Below are 18440 nucleotides of genomic sequence, written 5' to 3'. Positions count from 1 at the left end.
CTATATTTTTATATTCTTTTTTCAAATATTTTTCAAAAAATATTCTAAATTTTTTCTTTTATTTGATTGATCAATTTTTGAATACGTCTTATACTTTCCTCTTTTCCTAGCATTTCTAAAATTATGAAAAGATCAATTCCTTTTAGAGACCCCACTAAAGCTAAACGAAGTAATTGCATGATTTGATGTTTATTTTTTATTTTTTGAAACAACAATCTCAAATATACAGACGTAAATTGATTCATATCATATAATAGTATTTTTGCATTTTCCAATTGAATAATGGTATTGTCATGACAAATTTTTTTGAAAAAATTATCTTCATAAAAACGAGGAGAAATAAAAAAATAAAAAGAATGTTCCCATATTTCATGAACAAAATAAATCCTATCCATTGTTAAATGAATTACTTTCCATAAATAATCTTTTTGACATAAAATAGAACGTGTTTTGATTTCTTTGAAAAGAAATGAAAATATTTCTTCTTCTTTTTCATTTAAATGTTTTTTATTGAACCAATTTGCTTTTTTAATATCAAAATAAACACTAGATTTAGTTATTCTTTCTAAAGAAAATAAATTGATTAATTCTCGTAAAGAGAAAATTTCCCTTTTTCCTCCAGGATTCCATCCTAATAAAGCTAACATATTCACAAATGCTTCTGGAAAATAACCTAATTCCCTATATCCTGGTATAATAATTTTTTTTTGGGGAATTTTCCATTGTATAGGATATATAGGAAAATTTGAACTATCTGTATTTCTTTTACTAATTTTTCCTTTTCCATTCTTTTTCAAAATTAAAGGTAAATGTGCAAAATGAGGAGGAGTCCAACCCAAAGCCCGATATAACAATAAATGCAAAGACATAGATGGGATCCATTCTTCTCCTCTGATTACATGAGTAATTTTCATTATATGATCATCTATTGTATTAGCTAAATGATAAGTAGCTACTCCATCCGATTTTAATAAAATTTTATCGTCTAAGTGATCTGTATTCACAATTATATTCCCACGTATGATATCATACATTTTTAATTTTTCTCCAGGTTCTATTTTAAATCGAATCACATAAGAACAAGATTGCAGGTTATCATGTAATTGCTCTTTCGTCATAGTTAAAGAATTATTCATATTCATTCTGTTTTTATAATTATAAGAAAAAACTAAACCACGATGATTCCATTCTTTTATTTTTTTATCAATATCTTGATTCGTGTCAAATGCATAATAAGCGTATCCTTTTTTTAGTAATTTATTGATATATATACGATAAATATTACTTCTTTTAGATTGATAATAAGGATAAAAAGGCCCCCCATACCCAACCCCTTCATCAGGTTCTATGTGGCACCATTTTAATGTTTCCAAAATATATGATTCAGAATTCTCAACAAATCTTTTTCTATCAGTATCTTCTATTCTAAGAATAAATGTCCCTCCATATTTTTTAGCAAAAAGATAGTTATATAATGCTGTTCTGATTCCACCTAAATGAAGTGGCCCTGTTGGACTAGGAGCAAAACGTACTCTAACAGAATGTAGTGACATAATTGATAAATCTTATTTTCCAATGCAAAATTTTGAAAAAATATTTTTTAGTATATCTTCACTCGTGATTTCTCCCGAAATTTCTCCTAAATATCGTAATGTTTCTTTAATATATATTGATATTAAATCAACCGAAAATCCTTTATTCAAAGCATTATGTGCTAATGAAAGTTCCCTTAATGATCGTTTCAAAGCTTCATAATGTCTATTTTGTGTAACCACTATTTTTTTTTCTTTTAATTTATCTAAAAACAAAAAACTCAAAACATTGAGTACCCTTTTGACTTCATGATAATTTTTTGACGAAATTTCGAAAAAATAAGGAATCTTTGATTTGAAATTTTCAAAATCATAAAAATCAGATAAATCTGATTTATTCGCTATGACAAAAATATTTTTTAATGGATATTTTTTTTGAATTCTTTGAATATCATTAAGAATTTTTTGTTTTTCTTGATCCGAAGAATCAAAAATATATAATATGACTTGAGCCTCTTCTATTTTTTTCATGGTTTTTTCCACTCCCATCATTTCTATAGGATCTTTAGTTTTTCTAATCCCTGCTGTATCCAAAAAATGAAAAAGAATTCCATTTAAAATAATTTCTCCTTCCACATAATCTCTAGTTGTTCCTTCTATATGGGATATAATGGAACGATCTTCCTGAACCGCCTGATTAAAAAAAGTAGATTTCCCAACATTGGGTTTTCCAATAATAACCACATAAATTCCTTTTTTTATGGCATTTCCTAATGAAAAAGATTCAATTAAATCTTTTAGAATTTCTTTTAATTCTTGTAAAAAAGAAAAAAGTTCTGATCTCTTAGCAAAAATCACATTCTCTTCAGAAAAATCTAATTCTAATTCTAGTAAAGACACGAAATCTAACAATTTTTTTCTTAAATCCTTAATAGTATTAGATAATGATCCTTTAATATGTTGTAAAGATATTTCATGACAAATTTTGTTTTCAGACATAATCAAATCAGCTATAGCTTCTGCTTGTGATAAATCCATTTTTTTATTTATAAAAGCACGAAATGTAAATTCTCCAGGACGAGCTAAACGTATTCCTTTTCTAATGATCAATTGCAAAATCTGTTGTTGAATATAATAAGATCCATGACAAGAAATCTCTATCATATTCTCTCCTGTATAAGAAAAAGGAGATTTAAAAATAGAAACTAAAACTTGATCTAATAAATTATTACTTTCTGCAACAATATATCCTAAATGAATTGTATGTGTAGACTGCTTTTCCAGTTTTTTTCCAGGTTTAACAGAAAAAAAAATATTTTCAATTATAGATATGGAATTTTTACCAGAAATACGAATAACAGAAATAGCACTAGATCCAATAGGAGTTGCTAAAGCAACAATGGTATCGTCATCTAAATCTAACATAAATCACAAAATAAATATTTTTTTTTGAAATTCGCATCATTTTAATTTCGTCATATGATATCTTTTGACAAATTTTACCGTATTTTTCAAAATACTCTTCAAGATTTATATACAGAACCTAAAGAAATAGAAAGCATCTTTTTTTTACTTACGACCCATATTTTAAAATGTGATAAAACAACTATTTTGTTGCGATTGAGTAGAAAAGAAAAAATTAATTTTTTTACTTATGAAAAATTAATAAAAAAATTATGGGAATTAAAAAAAAATAGACCCATACAATATGTAATTGGTCAAGCTTACTTTTGGGGGATGAAATTTATTGTTAATGAAAAAGTGTTCATTCCAAGACCAGAAACAGAAGAACTTGTATACTGGATTTTGCAGGATCATAAAAACTGCAATTATCCTGTTCAAGTATTTGATATTGGAACAGGAAGTGGATGTATTAGTATTACTTTAAAAAAGAAAAAACCTGAAATTTCACACATTCATGCCATTGATTTTGATCAAAAGGCTCTTGACATTGCTCATAAAAATGCAAAATTACATAATGTCAAAATTTCATTAAAAAATATAGACATATTGAAAAATGAAATCCCATCAAACATGAATAAAAATTTTGTTCACATTATCGTAAGTAATCCTCCTTATGTTAAACTATCTGAAAAAAAACTTCTACATCCAAATATTGTTCAATACGAACCTTATCAAGCTTTATTTGTTCCTGACGAGGATCCTTTAATTTTTTACAAAAAAATTTCTTTTTGGATCCAAAAAAGATTAACTGGAATTATCTATGTTTACTTTGAAATAAATCAATTTATTTATTCAGATATTATTGATCTTTTGAAAAAAAGAGGATTTCTAAATATCGAAATAAGAAAAGATTTTCAAGGCTTTTTTAGAATGGTTCGTGCAGTTTATTCCGCAAACGAAAAATAAAATAAAAAATATGAATAAAAAAATAGAAAAAAAAATATACCAACTCAGAAAAAAATTATTAAAATATAATGATCAATATTATAATTTTGGTATTTCCGAAGTATCAGATGATTTTTTTGATAAAAAATTAAAAGAATTATCTTTTTTAGAGAAAAAATATCCTGAATTACAGGATTCTACTTCTCCTACAATGAAAATAGGAGCAAAAATTCCTAGTCACAACTCCATTTCTACTGTTTATCATAAATACAAAATGTATTCCATTCAAAACGCCTATTCTAAAAAAGAATTAATAATTTGGGAAAAAAAAATTAGTAAATCAGTTCATTCTTTATCTTTTATATGTGAACCCAAATATGATGGAGTATCTATTAATTTAATTTATCAAAACGGTTTTTTAACAAATGCAGTAACTCGTGGGGATGGAGAAAAAGGAGAAGATGTTACAAAAAATATTCAAACGATCAAATACATCCCTTGTAAGTTAAAAGGAGATAACTATCCTACATATCTTGAAATACGTGGAGAAATTTTTCTTTCTATAAAAAATTTTATAAAAATCAATAAAAAACGTATCAAAAATGGACAAAAACCTTATTCTAATCCCAGAAATACGGCCAGTGGAACACTAAAAATTCATGATCATAAAGAAGTACGTAAAAGAGATTTATTTTGTATAGCATTTCATTCTGTAGGAAATAATTTACCTTTTGACACACAATATGAAGCCATAAAATACATAAAATATTGGGGTTTTCAAGTACCGGAAACAGCACGTATTTGTAGAAATATGAAAGAAGTTTTCCATTTTATAGACTTTTGGAAAGTTTGTCAAAATAAACTTCCGTATCAAACGGACGGAATAGTTATCAAAGTCAATGAATATCAAAAACAATCTATTTTAGGATTTACCAATAAATATCCACGTTGGGCTATAGCTTATAAATTTAAACAAAAATTGTCGGAGACCAAATTATTAAATATTACGTTTCAAGTAGGACGTACAGGAGTCATTACTCCTGTAGCTCATGTTGCACCTATTGCAATTACTGGAACGACAATAAAAAGAGTTGGACTTTATAATAATAATTTTATACAAAAAATGGGAATTTATTATGGAGATACGCTTTTATTAGAAAAAGGAGGAGATATCATTCCAAAAGTCACAAAAATAAACATCAAAAAAAGATCAGATAAAACCTTTCCTGTATTTTTTTTAAAAAAATGTCCATCATGTCATAGTGTTTTAGAAAAAAAACACAAATTATTCTATTGTATGAATCAGAATTGTTTTTCTAAAAAAATAGAAAAAATAATACATTTTGTAAATGTTATGAATATAAAAAAAATTGGAAGGAAAATGATAAATAAACTATATAAAAAAGGTTTTTTATATAATTTTTGTGATTTATATGAATTGAAAAAAGAAGAACTACTTCAGATTGATGGAGTCAGAGAAAAATTAGCATATGGTATTATAAAAAATATAGAAAAATCTAAAGAAAACCCTTATTATAAAGTATTATTTTCCTTAGGGGTTCGTTATGTAGGAGAATATATATCTCAAAAATTAACAGAAAATTTTGGGAATATACATTCTTTAATGCATGCAAGTTATGATCGTTTAATTTCTATTTCTGGTATAGGAAAAAAAATTGCAAAAAGCATCATAACTTATTTTTCAAAGACCGAACATCAACATATAATTAAAATGCTTGTCAAATATGGATTACATATTTCGAAATGTTCTATGATGAAAAAATATTCTTTTATTAAAGAAAAATCTTTTGTATTTACAGGGAAATTATCTTGTATGACCCGGAATGAAGCTAAAAATATAGTAGAATTTTTAGGTGGAAAAGTATATAATACTGTCAATAATAAAATTAATTTTATAGTAGTTGGAAAAAATTTTGGTTCTAAATTAGAAAAAAGTATGAAAAAAAATCACGTCATAATTTTGACAGAACATATTTTTTTGAAAATGCTTAAAAAAGAAAAAATCAATCAATTTTAACAATTGTCAGCACTTATTTAAGTCCGTATAGATGGTTTTGTTTTTCATATAGAAAACAGTATATTTAATTTAATAAATGTGTACTAATTTTTGCGTAAAATTAATGCATCATTTAAGTCAGAAATCTATTTTTTTTATGTTATTAAAAAATATATTTACAGAATCTGGATTCGAGTCTGAAGCTGAGTTTATACCCTTAATGAGTCAAGATGAAGAAGATCAATTGCTTAAAGACGATATTCCTGAACAATTATGTATCTTAACAGTAAGAAATATGGTTTTGTATTCTGGAATTGTTTTTCCAATTATAGCAGGAAAAAGTGGATCCATACAATTGTTGCAAGATGCTTATGGATTAGATAAAACAGTTGGAGTATTAACACAAAAAAATTCTGGAATCGAAAATCTTAGTGAAAAAGATTTGTATTCTATTGGAACGGTTGCTAAAATATTGAAATTATTGAAAATGCCTGATGGAAATACCACTGTTATTTTGCAGGGAAAAAGGAGATTTAAAGTCAATCGTTTTATTCAAAATGATCCATATTTTAAAGCAGAAATTATAGCGTTAGAAGAAAATAAACCTTCCTGTAAGGATAAAGAATACCTTGCTTTAGTAGAATCTATAAAAGAAATAGCTATAAAAATTATTCAAGATAATCCCAACATTCCATCAGAAGCAAGCATTGCTATTCGTAATATAGAAAGTCCTTCTTTCTTAATAAATTTCGTAGCAGCTAATATGAATTTAGCTACTAGAGATAAACAAAAATTGTTAGAATACGATGATTTGAAAAAAAGAGCAATGGAAACATTGCGTTTTCTAAATGTAGAACATCAACAAATTAAATTAAAAAACGATATTCAATCCCGTGTTCGGAGTGATATGGACCAGCAACAAAGAGAATATTTCTTGCATCAGCAAATCAAAGCTATCCAAGAAGAACTGGGAGACATTTCTTATGAAAAAGAAATAGACGAAATGCGTGTTAAAGCTTCCAGAAAAAAATGGCCAAAGGAAGCAAAAAAACAGTTTGACAGAGAATTGCTAAAAATGCAAAGAACTAATCCTCAAATGCCAGAATATACGGTTCAAAGAAATTATCTTGAATTAATGATTGATCTACCTTGGGGGAGATATTCAAAGGATAATTTTGATTTAGAATATGCACAAAAAATATTAGATAGAGATCATTATGGATTAGAAAAAGTTAAAGAGCGTATTATAGAATATTTAGCTGTATTAAAATTGAGAGGAGATATGCGTTCCCCTATTCTATGTTTTTATGGTCCACCTGGAGTTGGAAAAACTTCTTTAGGAAGATCTATAGCTACCGCGCTGAAAAGAAAATACGTTCGCATTTCTTTGGGAGGATTGCATGATGAATCAGAAATACGGGGACATAGAAGGACTTATATAGGAGCTATGCCTGGTAGGTTATTACAATCTATTCGAAAAGTAGGAACTTCAAATCCAGTTTTTGTTATAGACGAAATAGACAAAATGGGAATAGGAACAAATGGAGATCCTTCTTCTGCTATGTTGGAAGTTTTAGATCCGGAACAAAACACCTCATTTTACGATAATTTTTTAGAAATGGGTTACGATTTATCAAAAGTGTTATTTATTGCTACAGCAAATTCACTTTCCCATATTCAACCTGCTCTAATAGATCGAATGGAGGTTATAGAAATGAATGGATATACTGTAGAAGAAAAAACACAAATTGTAAAAAAACACATATTACCCAAACAATTAAAAGATAATGGATTAAAAAAATCAGATTTAATACTTGGGACGAAACAGATAGAAAAAGTCATTGAAAGTTATACAAGAGAATCTGGATTAAGAACTTTAGAAAAACATATTGCTAAATTAGCACGTTATGTAGCTAAACATATTGCGATGAATAAAAAATATGTAAAGCTTTTGAGTATTGAAAAAATAGAAAGTATTCTTGGAATCCCCAATGATCCAGATCGTTATGAAGAAAATAATGTTCCAGGTGTGGTGACTGGTTTAGCTTGGACTCATTTTGGGGGAGATATTTTATATATTGAATCCAGTTTATCTAAAGGGAAAGGTCATTTAAGTATTACTGGGAATTTAGGAGAGGTGATGAAAGAATCTGCTACAATTGCTTTACAGTACATTAAAGCTCATTATAAAGAATTTAATATAGATCCTATAATGTTTGAAGAAAAAAATGTACATGTTCACGTTCCTGAAGGTGCAGTCCCTAAAGATGGACCATCTGCAGGAATAACAATGTTAACATCTTTAGTATCAAGTTTTACCAAAAGAAAGTTAAGACCTCATTTAGCTATGACAGGAGAAATCACTCTAAGAGGGAAAGTTCTCCCTGTTGGTGGAATTAAAGAAAAAATTCTAGCAGCTAAACGTGCTAATATTAAAGAAATTATTCTATCACAAGAGAATAAAAAAGATGTAGAAGAAATTAAAACCGAACACTTAAAAGGATTAACCTTTGATTATGTCAGAAATATGAATGATGTCATTTATTTAGCTTTATTGTAAATTATGATGCATGAATTAGAAAATAAGAGGAACTCAGTTCAGGGAGAATACTTAATTCAACTCGCAAAAAAATATGGAACTCCACTTTACGTATATGATTCTTGCAAAATAAGGAAACAATATATGAAAATGAAAAAGGCTTTTCATGGCATAAAAAATTTAATTATTAATTATGCCTGTAAAGCTAACACGAATCTAAATATATTAAAATTTTTGCAAAAATTGGGAAGTGGATTAGACACCGTGTCAATTCAAGAAGTAGAATTAGGATTAAAAGCAGGTTTTCATCCTAAAAGTATTATATTCACACCTAATTGTGTTTCTATTCAAGAAATAAAAAAGGCTGTTGATTTCGGGGTTAGAATTAATTTAGATAATCTATCTATTTTAGAACAATTTGGAGAATCTTATCCTGATTATGCTATAGGAATTAGAATTAATCCGCATATTATGGCAGGAGGAAATTCTAAGATTTCAGTAGGACATATTGATTCTAAATTTGGGATTTCTCATTATCAAATTCCTCATATAAAAAGAATATTAAAGAATACCGGACTTAAAATCGAAGGATTTCATATGCATACAGGATCTGATATATCAGATATAAAATCCTTTTTATCAGGTGCTAAAATATTGTTTCAAACAGCTAGTGATTTTCAAAATATTGATTATATTGATTTCGGAAGTGGGTTTAAAGTTCCATACAAAGAAAATGATGTCAAAACAGATATTAATTTTTTAAGTTCCTCTATTACAGAAAAATTTGAAGATTTTTGTAAAACTTATGGAAGTCAAATTACTTTGATATTAGAACCAGGTAAATTTATAGTTAGTGAATCTGGATATTTTTTAGTTAGTGTAAATGTTATTAAACATACTATTTCTACTGTATTCGCTGGAGTAAATTCAGGATTCAATCATTTTCTTCGTCCTATGTTTTATGATGCTTATCATTGTATTGAAAATATTTCAAACCCAAATGGTCGTTTTCGTTTTTACACAGTGGTAGGATATATTTGCGAATCGGATACTTTTGGATTTAATAGAAAAGTTAGAGAAATCCGTGAAGGAGACATTTTATGCATTAAGAATGCAGGAGCTTATTGTTTTTCTATGTCTTCCAATTATAATTCTCGTTATAGACCTTCTGAAGTTATGATTTTTAAGGGAAAAGATTTTCTTATAAGAAAAAGAGAAACAATGCAAGATCTTATCAGGAATATAGTACACATACACATGTAACCCACACCAATAAATAAATATGGAGAGATGGCAGAGTGGTTAATTGCGGCGGTCTTGAAAACCGTTGAGGGTTACACCTCCGGGGGTTCGAATCCCTCTCTCTCCGCCAGTCAACATAATCAATCATTTATTTTTTCATCTATTTTTCAGTTTTTTTATCTGTTTTTCAATACTTTCGTTGGTAATTTTTATAAATAAAAATGTAGTCTTTCCTAAGACATGTCCTGGACACAAAATTTCTTCTATGTTTTTGATTTGATTCCAAAAAAAAGTTTTCAAACGAAGCATATTTAACAATTTTTTTGCCGTATGTGGAAGAAAAGGTTCTGCTAATTGAGCTAATATCCCAACAATTTGTAGCGATACATAAAGTATGGTGTTGACACGCTTTTCTTTCTTTTTATTGTTCCAAGGTTCTTCTTCTGTCAAATATTTGTTTCCCAGTCTAGCTAAATTCATAAAACATGCTAAGGATTCTCGAAATTGATAAGATTCAATTAAATCACCTATGTATTGTGGATAATTTTTAATTTTTATTAAAATATTTTTATCCTTAATAGATAACATTTCAGGTTTAGGAACAATGCCTTTATTATATTTTTGGATTAAAGTTAGACTTCTATTCACAAAATTACCTAATATAGCAATCAACTCAGTATTATTTTTTCTTTGAAAATCTTTCCAATTAAAATTATTATCTTTTTTTTCAGGCATATTAGCTATAAGAATATAACGAAGGGTATCCTGTTGATTTGGAAAATCTTTTAAATATTCATGAACCCATACGGCCCAATTTTTAGAAGTAGATATTTTCTTATTTTCTATATGAAGAAATTCATTAGCCAATATTTGATCTGGAAGGATATATCCACTATTATATGCTTGAAGAATAACTGGAAAAATAATGCAATGAAAAACAATATTATCTTTTCCTATAAACTGAATTAATTTGGTCCTTTCGTCTTTCCAATAAGGTTCCCAATCTATTTTTTTTTGTTTAGACCATTCTATGGTAGAAGAAATGTATCCGATAGGAGCTTCAAACCATACATATAAAACTTTTCCTGTTTCTTCAGAAACAGGAACTCCCCAATTTAAATCTCTTGTTATCGCACGAGGTTTTAATCCTTGGTCTAACCAAGATTTTGCTTGTCCATACACATTCACTTTCCAATCTTTTTTATGATCAATTAAAATCCATTTTTCTAAAAATTTTTGATATTGATTTAAAGGAAAGTACCAATGTTTAGTTTTTTTTAAAATCGGAAAACTTCCACTTATAGTCGATTTTGGATATATTAAATCTTCAGGGATTAGCGGACTTCCACAATTTTCGCATTGATCTCCATAAGCTTCTTCATTTCTACAATGGGGGCATGTCCCAGATATGTACCTATCCGCAAAATTGTTGTTCTTTTTCGTCATAATATTGTTCAGATATTTTTTTAAAAATCTTTTTTTTTCATGAAGTTTTTTAAAAAAGGATGTAGAAATTTCGTGATGAATTTTTGTAGAGGTTCTGGAATAATGATCAAATTGTATACCAAAATTATCAAAACAATCTTTAATCATATCATGATACTTATTGACTATTTCTTGAGGAGTTTTTTTTTCTTTTTTCGCTTGTATAGCAATAGGGGCTCCATGTTCATCCGATCCACATATAAAAATAACATCTATTTTTTTTCGTCTAAGAAAACGAACAAAAATATCTGCAGGTAAATAAACTCCTGCCAAATGTCCTATATGAATTGGGCCATTTGCATATGGTAAAGCCGCAGTAACTGTATATTTATTTGGTTTTTTCATAATAAAAAAATAAAATTGATATATAATATGAATAATAATAGTAAAAAATTATTTTTAATTGATGCATATCCTATGATTTATCAAAGCTATTATGCTTATAGACATAAACATCTTTTCACTTCTCAAGGACTCAACACTTCACCTATCATAAATTTCACATATTTTTTAATAAACACATTAAATAATGAAAAACCATCCTATATGGCTACTATTTTTGATCCCAGTCAAGGGGTTTCTTTTAGAAAAAAAGAATATGAAAAATATAAAGCACATAGAAAAAAAACACCGGAGGCTATTTTCATAGCTATTCCTTATATTATAAAGATTTTGAAAACTTTTAAAGTTTCTTTTTTTTATGCTCCCAATGGATATGAGGCTGATGATTTTATTGGAACAATAGCTAAAAAAGCGGAAAATAAAGGATATATTATTTATATAATCACTTTAGATAAAGATTTTTTTCAACTAGTTACAGAAAATATTAAAGTTTATATCCCCCCTTTTAAAGGAAAAACAAAAAAAATATTGGGAATAAAAGAAATACAAAAAAAATTTGATGTGAATCATCCAAAACAAGTTATCGATTTGTGGAGTATGATGGGAGACCCTTCTGATAACATCCCAGGATTGCCAGGGATTGGAAAAAAAAATGCAATAAAATTTATTAAAAAATATGGAAATATAGAAAAACTATTAAATTCAACTCATGATCTGAATGGAAAAATTAAAGAAAATATTGAAAAAAATAAAGATTTAGGTCTTTTATCAAAAAAACTAATTACTATTGTTACCAATATTCCTTTTTTTTCTTTTCATGAAGAAAAATTTTATGTCAAAAAACCCAATTGGAATTCCATAAAAAAAATATTTGGAGAACTTGAATTTATAAGGTTATTAAAAAAAGCTAATGAATATTTTCAATTTAAAACGAAAGAATAATTTTATTTTTCCATATAAAATTTATATTTCTTTATATAATCCCAAACTTTTATAGAAAGCATAGATTTTATGTTTTTTCCTTCTTGAATAGATTTTCGAATAAAAGAAGAAGATATTTCAATGATTGGAGCTTTCAAAAAAATTATGTTATCCTTTTTATATTTAAGGTCAGAAAAAGATCCAACTCTAGGATAAACCAATATCTCATATTTATTTAAAATAATTTTATAATTTTTCCATTTTCTTAAAGAAGAAAATGAATCTTTTCCCAAAAGAATAGAAAACTTATTTATAGGATATTTTTTTTCTATATTGTCAAGTGTATGAATTGTATAAGAAGGAAAATGTCCATATTCAATATCTAAAAGATTCATTTTTTTATAGTCAAAAATAGCTCTTTTAACCATTTCAATTCTATGTTTATAATCTAAAAGGTTTTTTTTTTAATGGATTTTGTGGAGTCACCACAAACCAAACATAATCTATATCTAAAAATTCTGTTATATAATTAGCAATAATTGTATGTCCTAAATGAACAGGATTAAATGACCCAAAGTAAAGTACAATTTTCATACTAATAAAAATATCGAGATACGTATATGTCATCTCGATATTTTTTATAATTATTTTTGTTAAATCATTTTAACACGATAACTGAATCCCAAAATGATAATATGATTATTCTCATTTTCTTTTTTAATTGGATCTAAACTGTAATTGACTCTGTGGTTTTGATATATCAAATGTAAACTCAGATCATCACTTTTCATGATAGGAAGAAATTCTACACCTCCATAATAAGTATATGCTTTTTTAAACAATTTATTTTTTACTAAAATGTCATTCATTTCTTTTTTAGAGGTCCCTATTTCATATACTCCTTTCGCAATGAAATTCCATTTCGGAAGAAAATTATATTTTAACTTCACTAAATAAGTTCCATATTTCACGGAAGCGGCATGATTAGTATTATAATATTCATTATTCAATGAATATATAATATTTGTTATCCTCCCGTTTTTTTCGATATCTTCGTCGCTAAATATATAGTCTGCTTCTATGGATAAAGGTTTAAAATTTAATTGGCTCCCTAAAGCTAGTAATTTCCAAAATTTTTTATTTTCATTTTCTTGAAAAATAGAATAAGACCATCTATTTTTAATGATTTTATTATTAAATAAACTCCAATTCCAATTCACAGAACATCCCATAGGATGACTCATTTTTTTAGTTATATAGTCTTCTTTTTTTTTCGTTCCATTGACAATTTGAAATTGCAATTCATGATCTTTTATAGGAATATAAAGAAAGCTAAATCCAACAGGATTCTCCTTTTTTTTGTATACATGTGGATAGCGATATGCGTAGGAACTATTAGCATTAGCATATTCCATACTACCAAAAGAAAAAGGTTGTTTTCCAATTAATAAATAAAGTTTATCGTTCCACTTATATTTTAAATAAGCTAAATCCATCATTTCAGAATTTTCTGTTTTTTTCAACTGTTTTGTAAAACGATAACTTATTTTATCATTGGCTTTTCCTATTATTTCCAAGTTTAAATAATTTTCTGAAAAACGAGAACCTTCATAAAATTCTTTTTTGACAGTTTTGACTGTAGAGTTCAGACTACTAGAAAAATCTAAAAACATGTTGGAATGAGAATCGTCATCTGTTGTTTTTTTTTGTTTTATAATTTCCGAATAACTATGAAAAGGACAAAAAAATCCTAAAAAAAGAATAAATAAAGTAATTTTTGTTTTTTTCATTTTTTTAATTTTACTGTATAATATAATAAATTTTTCAGTATAAAAAACTTTTTTTTAAACTAAAAATAAAGATTCAAGACTAATACTATAAAAAACATGGAAAAAAAGAAAAAAAAAGAAAAGAAAACTCTTAAAACTATTTTGGTTTTTTTTTATTAGGAAATAGTATTTTTTTATTTTTAAGTTTTTTTTCTTTTCTTTTTCATTGGAAAAATGATCAAAGTCAGATTGAAAAACTTTTTGATAAAGAAATTATAGCAGAAAATTTACTTGGAAAAATGGGAGCTGCTATATCTCACTATTTTATTCATTGTGGAACAGGAGTTAGTGCTTTTTCTATTCCTATATTTTTATTTTTAACCGGATTAAAAATTATTTTTATTAAAAAAAAATTGTTAAATAATTTTTATAAATCAACAATATATAAGTTGCTATTTTTTAACGTATGGCTTCCCATTTTTTTTTATGTTATTATTCCTAATCAAGGAATATTCAGTGGAGTTTTCGGATTTGAAATAGGAAACTATTTAATTCATTTATTTGGAAAAGTAGGATTATATATGCTTATTTTCACGAGTATTATTTTTTACTTGATCATTGTTTTTCATATCAATATCAGTACTTTACCCATAAAAAATGGCATAAAAAAAAAAACACAAAATATTAACAAAAAAATAGATACAAAATTGAATTTTCATAATATGAAAATTGTAAATCAACCCAATATGAATTATGATTTAGATAAAAACATTCTTCATTCTATTTTATCTAAAAAAAAAGAATATTTTTCATCTATTGATTTGAAAACAGATTTAGAATTGGAATCTAATAAAAAAAAAATAATTCAAATTCTAAATTATTATAATATAGAAATATCTGAACTAAAAGCTAATATAGGACCTACTATAACTTTATATGAAATATATCCTAAGTTGGGGACACGTATTTCCAAAATAAAGAACTTAAAAAATGAGATTGCATTAAATTTATCCGCTATTTCTATAAGAATTATAGCTCCTATACCTGGAAAAGGATCCATTGGAATAGAAATCCCCAATTATAAACGTTCCCCCGTTTATATAAAAGACATTCTTTTTTCAGAAGAAAGTAACAAAAAAAGTCATAAAATGGAACTTCCCATTTCTTTAGGTAAAACAGTATTTAATGAGATTTTTATTATAGATTTAGCAAAAATGCCCCATTTACTTATAGCAGGATCAACAGGACAAGGAAAATCTGTAGGATTAAATGTTATGATTGTTTTTCTATTATATAAAAAAAATCCAGAAGATATCAAATTTATTTTGATTGACCCAAAAAAAGTAGAATTATCAGTATACAAAAAAATTTCAAAATCCTATTTTGCTACACTTCCAAATTCCATAGAACCGATTATTACAGATTTACATAAAGTAAAAAATATATTAAATTCTTTATGTCAAGAAATGGATCAAAGATATGCTATTTTAGAAAAACATAAGGTTAGAAATATTAAAGAATATAATAATATAATAAAATACAATAAGTACCACTTACCTTATATCATATTAATTATTGATGAATTTGCCGATTTAAATATTAATAATAATCAAAAAATAGAAATATACATAACTCGATTAGCACAACTTGCTAGAGCTGTAGGGATTCATTTGATTATAGCCACACAACGTCCATCAGTAGATGTAATTACTGGATTAATTAAATCCAATTTTACGGCAAGAATTGCATTTAGAGTAAGTTCGAAAATAGATTCTAGAACTATATTAGATTGCACAGGGGCTGAACAATTAATAGGAAAAGGAGATATGTTTTTTTCTAATAAAAATGAATTGATACGATTACAATGTCCATTTATAGAATTGTCAGACCTAAAAAAAATTGTTGATTTTTATGGAAAAAATCATAAACAAAATGAGTACTTTTTTTTGCCAGAACCAAATATGAATGAGTGAATTTTAATTTTAACATGATAATAAAAAAACTTGATTTATACATGATTCGTTTATTTATGACTCCTTTTTTTATAATTTATATTACAATATTTATTATTTTTATGATTCAATTTTTTTGGAGTCAAATAGATGAACTAACAGGAAAAAATATTAGTATTTTTATAATATTAAAATTTATATTATACTTTGGTGTATCTATTATTCCATTGGTAACTCCTATTGCCTTATTATTAACTTCTATTATAATATTTGGTGATCTTTCAGAAAATCAAGAACTAATTGCTATAAAATCTTCTGGAATATCTCTTTTTCGTGTTATGATTCCTATTTTATGTTTAACCTTTATTTTATCCATTGTATTGTATTTATTTTCAGATTTTGTTATTCCAAAAGCAAAAATGAAAGCGAAGAAATTAGGATATCAAATATCGTTGACTCATCCATCTTTAAAATTGAAGGAAAGAATTTTTGTAAACCTTTTACCCAATTTTTTCATAAAAATAGATAGAATAAATAATAATTACTTACATAATGTATTTATTTTTTTTTATGACAAAAATTCACTTATTAACACTATTCTTTCTCAAAAAGGAATTTTAATTCCCAATCAAAAGGATGGATCTATTCAATTAAAATTAATAAATGGAGTTTTATATAGTGAAAATTTCAATAATATTAAAAATAAACAATACTCTTATCAACTTGTAGAGTTTCACACTTTAATTCAAAATTTTAAAATTCCTTCAGGAACAAAAATAAAAAACTTAGATGACTATGATTTTTATAAAACACTAAATACAAGAAATCTTATTAAAAAAATTAATTTTTTTCAAAAAAAAATTATAACAATACTTACGGGAACAAAATATATTGCTAAGCTCCAATTAGAATTGCAAAAAAAATTTACATTTCCAGTAACATGTATTATAATGTTTCTTACTGGAGCTCCATTAGGTGCTATTATTAGAAAAGGAGGAATAGGTTATCCAACAGTGATAGCTCTAATTATATTCATCATTTATTATACTTTACTAACCATCACTCAAAATAAAGTAGAAAAAGCTGAAATATGTTCATGGATAGGAGCTTGGATCCCAAACCTTGTTTTTTTTCCAGTAAGTGTATGGATGACTTATAAAACTGTAATAGATGATTTTTATATTTAAATCAAATTCATATATGGGTTTTGATTCAAATCAAAATTTAAATAGTATTGAAGAGGCCATACAGGATATACAAAATGGAAAAATTATTATCGTAGTTGATGATAAAAATCGTGAAAATGAAGGAGATTTTATAGTAGCTGCTGAAAAAATAACTCCTAAAATTGTAAATTTTCTCATTACTCATGGAAGAGGATTAGTTTGTGTTTCCTTGACAGAAGAAAAATGTGATCAATTAAAACTTCAAATGATGGTAAAAAATAACACAGATCCTAGAAAAACGGCTTTCACCGTATCCGTAGATTTACGAGGTTATGGCGTGAGTACTGGTATTTCTGTTTCAGATAGAGCCAAAACTATTTTTGCCTTAGTTAATGAAGTAGAACCAAAAGCATTCAATAAACCAGGACATATATTTCCTCTTCGCGCAAAAAAAGGAGGCGTATTAGAAAGACCTGGACATACAGAAGCAGCTATTGATATAACTAAAATGGCAGGATGCAATCCTGGAGGTGTATTGGTAGAAATATTAAATCAAAATGGATCTATGGCACGTTTACCACAATTGATTCATATAGCCCAAAAATTCCATATCAAAATTATATCCATAGAAGATCTTATTAAATATAAAATTAAACATAAAAAATAATGAAAGCGGTCTGGACGGGATTTGAACCCGCGACCCCATGCGTGACAGGCATGTATTCTAACCAACTGAACTACCAGACCGAATTATGTAACAATTAAAGCGTCCAATTTTTTTCTTATGTCTTCTTTAGAAAGGACACCAATATGAATATCTTTTTTTTCTCCATTTTTAAAAAAAATCATAGTAGGAATACTACGTATTTCATATTTAGAAGAAATTTTAGGGTTATTATCTACATTCAACTTGAAAACTGATACTTTTGTATGATATTCAGAAAATATTTCTTCTAATAGAACAGACAAAGCTCTACATGGAGTACACCATGGCGCCCAAAAATCTACAAGAATAGGTTTTTCTGACTCAGAAATCAACTTTTCAAAATTGTCATCGTTTATTTCTTGTAACATACTTTTTCCAGTTTTTTTAAAAAATATAATAACAAATTTACCTTTTTTTGTT

The 18440-nt window shown here is 26.5% G+C and carries 13 protein-coding genes, 2 tRNA genes and 1 pseudogene; 9 read left to right on the top strand and 7 right to left on the bottom strand.

The genetic code is table 11. The features are described 5' to 3' along the window. Positions 1 to 44 precede the first annotated feature (44 nt). Both gltX and mnmE read right to left on the bottom strand, forming a co-directional pair. Complete coding sequence (gltX, locus tag K645_RS01635; RefSeq protein ID WP_022565139.1) at positions 45 to 1553, bottom strand: glutamate--tRNA ligase; 1509 nt, start codon at positions 1551 to 1553, stop codon at positions 45 to 47. A gap of 12 nt (positions 1554 to 1565) precedes the next feature. Beyond that, positions 1566 to 2957 carry a tRNA uridine-5-carboxymethylaminomethyl(34) synthesis GTPase MnmE gene (gene mnmE, locus K645_RS01630; RefSeq protein WP_022565138.1) on the bottom strand — a complete coding sequence of 464 codons (1392 nt, stop codon included), beginning with the start codon at positions 2955 to 2957 and terminating at the stop codon, positions 1566 to 1568. A gap of 54 nt (positions 2958 to 3011) precedes the next feature. Here mnmE and prmC point away from each other — a divergent pair, with 54 nt between their 5' ends. From prmC to K645_RS01605, 5 genes are all read left to right on the top strand, one after another. Beyond that, positions 3012 to 3902, top strand: a complete 891-nt coding sequence (gene prmC, locus K645_RS01625) for a peptide chain release factor N(5)-glutamine methyltransferase (protein ID WP_022565137.1) — start codon at positions 3012 to 3014, stop codon at positions 3900 to 3902. A gap of 10 nt (positions 3903 to 3912) precedes the next feature. Continuing rightward, positions 3913 to 5919 carry an NAD-dependent DNA ligase LigA gene (ligA, locus tag K645_RS01620; RefSeq protein WP_041936083.1) on the top strand — a complete coding sequence of 669 codons (2007 nt, stop codon included), beginning with the start codon at positions 3913 to 3915 and terminating at the stop codon, positions 5917 to 5919. Between the two features lie 136 nt (positions 5920 to 6055). Beyond that, on the top strand, positions 6056 to 8458 hold the full coding sequence (gene lon / locus K645_RS01615; protein WP_041936082.1) for an endopeptidase La: 2403 nt from the start codon (positions 6056 to 6058) through the stop codon (positions 8456 to 8458). Between the two features lie 3 nt (positions 8459 to 8461). Beyond that, positions 8462 to 9700: a diaminopimelate decarboxylase gene (gene lysA, locus K645_RS01610; RefSeq protein WP_022565134.1), complete on the top strand. Its 1239-nt coding sequence runs from the start codon at positions 8462 to 8464 to the stop codon at positions 9698 to 9700. A 21-nt stretch (positions 9701 to 9721) separates the two neighbouring features. Further along, positions 9722 to 9809 (top strand) — tRNA-Ser (locus K645_RS01605). 26 nt (positions 9810 to 9835) lie between these two features. On the opposite strand, the gene metG is transcribed toward K645_RS01605, so the two are convergent. Beyond that, complete coding sequence (gene metG / locus K645_RS01600) at positions 9836 to 11509, bottom strand: methionine--tRNA ligase (RefSeq protein WP_022565133.1); 1674 nt, start codon at positions 11507 to 11509, stop codon at positions 9836 to 9838. Between the two features lie 27 nt (positions 11510 to 11536). On the opposite strand from metG, the gene K645_RS01595 reads away from it, so the two are divergent. Beyond that, on the top strand, positions 11537 to 12448 hold the full coding sequence (locus tag K645_RS01595) for a 5'-3' exonuclease H3TH domain-containing protein (protein WP_041936007.1): 912 nt from the start codon (positions 11537 to 11539) through the stop codon (positions 12446 to 12448). Positions 12449 to 12450: 2 nt separating this feature from the next. Here the strand turns inward: K645_RS01595 and nadD are convergent. Then, positions 12451 to 13021 (bottom strand): annotated as a pseudogene (nadD, locus tag K645_RS01590) (nicotinate (nicotinamide) nucleotide adenylyltransferase). A gap of 59 nt (positions 13022 to 13080) precedes the next feature. Beyond that, positions 13081 to 14217: a porin gene (locus tag K645_RS01585; protein WP_022565130.1), complete on the bottom strand. Its 1137-nt coding sequence runs from the start codon at positions 14215 to 14217 to the stop codon at positions 13081 to 13083. Positions 14218 to 14384: 167 nt separating this feature from the next. Here K645_RS01585 and K645_RS01580 point away from each other — a divergent pair, with 167 nt between their 5' ends. The 3 genes from K645_RS01580 to ribB are packed head-to-tail and all read left to right on the top strand — an operon-like array spanning position 14385 to position 17981. Beyond that, complete coding sequence (locus K645_RS01580; protein WP_200861222.1) at positions 14385 to 16169, top strand: DNA translocase FtsK; 1785 nt, start codon at positions 14385 to 14387, stop codon at positions 16167 to 16169. Between the two features lie 14 nt (positions 16170 to 16183). Continuing rightward, positions 16184 to 17335: an LptF/LptG family permease gene (locus tag K645_RS01575; RefSeq protein WP_022565128.1), complete on the top strand. Its 1152-nt coding sequence runs from the start codon at positions 16184 to 16186 to the stop codon at positions 17333 to 17335. A gap of 13 nt (positions 17336 to 17348) precedes the next feature. Beyond that, a complete protein-coding gene (gene ribB, locus K645_RS01570) occupies positions 17349 to 17981 on the top strand; it encodes a 3,4-dihydroxy-2-butanone-4-phosphate synthase (RefSeq protein ID WP_041936078.1) in 633 nt (210 codons plus the stop codon). 6 nt (positions 17982 to 17987) lie between these two features. Here the strand turns inward: ribB and K645_RS01565 are convergent. After that, a tRNA-Asp gene (locus K645_RS01565) sits at positions 17988 to 18061 on the bottom strand. A 3-nt stretch (positions 18062 to 18064) separates the two neighbouring features. After that, the gene (gene trxA / locus K645_RS01560; protein ID WP_022565126.1) at positions 18065 to 18388 is read right to left on the bottom strand and encodes a thioredoxin; all 324 of its coding nucleotides are present in this window, start codon (positions 18386 to 18388) and stop codon (positions 18065 to 18067) included. Positions 18389 to 18440: the final 52 nt, after the last annotated feature.

It is taken from the genome of Blattabacterium sp. (Nauphoeta cinerea) (assembly GCF_000471965.1).
GTDB lineage: Bacteria > Bacteroidota > Bacteroidia > Flavobacteriales > Blattabacteriaceae > Blattabacterium.
The sequence above is the reverse complement of the archived record's forward strand: the minus strand, read 5'-3'. Positions and strand labels throughout refer to the sequence as shown.

Excerpts from the sequence above, each read along its gene's own strand:
- gltX (WP_022565139.1), bottom strand. The coding sequence starts at position 1,553 with ATGTCACTACATTCTGTTAGAGTACGTTTTGCTCCTAGTCCAACAGGG.
- mnmE (WP_022565138.1), bottom strand. The coding sequence starts at position 2,957 with ATGTTAGATTTAGATGACGATACCATTGTTGCTTTAGCAACTCCTATT.
- prmC (WP_022565137.1), top strand. The coding sequence starts at position 3,012 with ATGATATCTTTTGACAAATTTTACCGTATTTTTCAAAATACTCTTCAA.
- ligA (WP_041936083.1), top strand. The coding sequence starts at position 3,913 with ATGAATAAAAAAATAGAAAAAAAAATATACCAACTCAGAAAAAAATTA.
- lon (WP_041936082.1), top strand. The coding sequence starts at position 6,056 with ATGTTATTAAAAAATATATTTACAGAATCTGGATTCGAGTCTGAAGCT.
- lysA (WP_022565134.1), top strand. The coding sequence starts at position 8,462 with ATGATGCATGAATTAGAAAATAAGAGGAACTCAGTTCAGGGAGAATAC.
- metG (WP_022565133.1), bottom strand. The coding sequence starts at position 11,509 with ATGAAAAAACCAAATAAATATACAGTTACTGCGGCTTTACCATATGCA.
- K645_RS01595 (WP_041936007.1), top strand. The coding sequence starts at position 11,537 with ATGAATAATAATAGTAAAAAATTATTTTTAATTGATGCATATCCTATG.
- K645_RS01585 (WP_022565130.1), bottom strand. The coding sequence starts at position 14,217 with ATGAAAAAAACAAAAATTACTTTATTTATTCTTTTTTTAGGATTTTTT.
- K645_RS01575 (WP_022565128.1), top strand. The coding sequence starts at position 16,184 with ATGATAATAAAAAAACTTGATTTATACATGATTCGTTTATTTATGACT.
- ribB (WP_041936078.1), top strand. The coding sequence starts at position 17,349 with ATGGGTTTTGATTCAAATCAAAATTTAAATAGTATTGAAGAGGCCATA.
- trxA (WP_022565126.1), bottom strand. The coding sequence starts at position 18,388 with ATGTTACAAGAAATAAACGATGACAATTTTGAAAAGTTGATTTCTGAG.